Origin of the sequence: Bradyrhizobium macuxiense (assembly GCF_007993935.1) — a bacterium.
In the GTDB taxonomy this organism is placed as follows: Bacteria; Pseudomonadota; Alphaproteobacteria; order Rhizobiales; family Xanthobacteraceae; genus Bradyrhizobium; species Bradyrhizobium macuxiense_A.
On record NZ_VITY01000043.1, the window covers coordinates 1 to 1,425 of the forward strand.

A 1,425-nucleotide genomic window follows, 5' to 3' on the forward strand; every position below is an offset into this window, starting at 1 on the left:
GGGTCGTGTCCTCGGAAGTGGTGTAGCTCGGTAGAGCAAAGCCGCCCGGACGCGCGCCCCCAAATAGCGCCGTAGCGGGCGGGCGGCTTTGCGGTGGTCACCGGCAGTTCTCCGGTAGGATCGGGTTGCGACACGCCAACGCAACCGAGGAACCACCGATGACCGACGATATGATGAACCTGCGCACGCTCGTGGAGAAGACCCCCGATGCCGATCTGTTGCGCGAGATGATTGGCTTTGCCGCCCAAAGGCTGATGGAGCTGGAAGTCGAAGGCCAGACCGGAGCGGCTTACGGCGAGAAGAATCCCGAGCGTCTGGCGCAGCGCAACGGTTACCGCGACCGGATCTGGGAGACCCGCGCCGGCGCGGTCGAACTGCGCATTCCCAAGCTGCGTAAAGGGTCCTACTTCCCGGGCTTCCTGGAGCCGCGCCGGATGGCCGAGAAGGCGCTCACTGCCGTGGTTCAGGAAGCCTATGTGCAGGGCGTCTCGACCCGCTCAGTCGATGACCTGGTGCAGGCGATGGGGATGAGCGGCATCTCCAAGAGCCAGGTGAGCCGACTCTGCGCCGAGATCGACGACAAGGTGAAGGCGTTCCTCGCCCGTCCGATCGAAGGCGACTGGCCGTATCTGTGGATCGATGCCACCTACGTGAAGGTGCGCCAGAATGGCCGCATCGTGTCGGTCGCGGTGATTGTCGCGGTCGGCGTCAACAGCGACGGCCGGCGCGAAGTGCTCGGCATGGACGTCGGCCCCTCCGAAGCCGAGACGTTCTGGACGGCGTTCCTGCGCAAGCTCGCCCGCCGTGGCCTGCGCGGCGTCAAGCTGGTCGTTTCCGATGCCCACGAGGGCATCAAGGCCACCGTCGCCAAGGTGCTCAACGCCACTTGGCAACGCTGCCGCGTGCACTTCATGCGCAACGCGCTGGCCCATGCCGGCAAGAGCGGGCGGCGCGTCGTCTCCGCCTTCATCGCCACCGCCTTTGCCCAGGACGATGCCGAGGCTGCCAAGACGCAGTGGCGCAAGGTTGCCGACCAGCTCCGCCCCAAGCTGCCCAAGCTCGCCGGCTTCCTCGACGAGGCCGAGACCGATGTGCTCGCTTATATGGCGTTCCCGCCGCAACACCGGACGAAGCTGCACTCGACAAACCCGATCGAGCGCCTCAACGGCGAGATCAAGCGCCGCACCGAGGTCGTCGGCATCTTCCCCAATGAAGAAGCCATCGTCCGCCTCATCGGAGCGATCCTGCTCGAGCAAAACGACGAATGGGCTGTCCAGCGTGCCCGCTACATGACGCTGGAAACCATCGCGCCGTTGAGCGATGATCCCACCGTCAGCCTTCCGGCGATCGCCAGCTGACCAGCCCGGCTCTCGCCGGCGAACGCGGTGACCCGCCGCCACCTACACCACGCTAGGGGACACGATC

1 protein-coding gene is annotated in these 1,425 nt (G+C 65.9%); it reads left to right on the top strand.

What is annotated here, in order from left to right:
* Positions 1–158 precede the first annotated feature (158 nt).
* A complete protein-coding gene (locus FBZ93_RS40370; protein ID WP_146993227.1) occupies positions 159–1,358 on the top strand; it encodes an IS256 family transposase in 1,200 nt (399 codons plus the stop codon).
* Positions 1,359–1,425: the final 67 nt, after the last annotated feature.

Bases quoted from the DNA above. Each gene is read 5' to 3' on its own strand.
- FBZ93_RS40370 (WP_146993227.1), top strand. From the start codon at position 159: ATGACCGACGATATGATGAACCTGCGCACGCTCGTGGAGAAGACCCCC.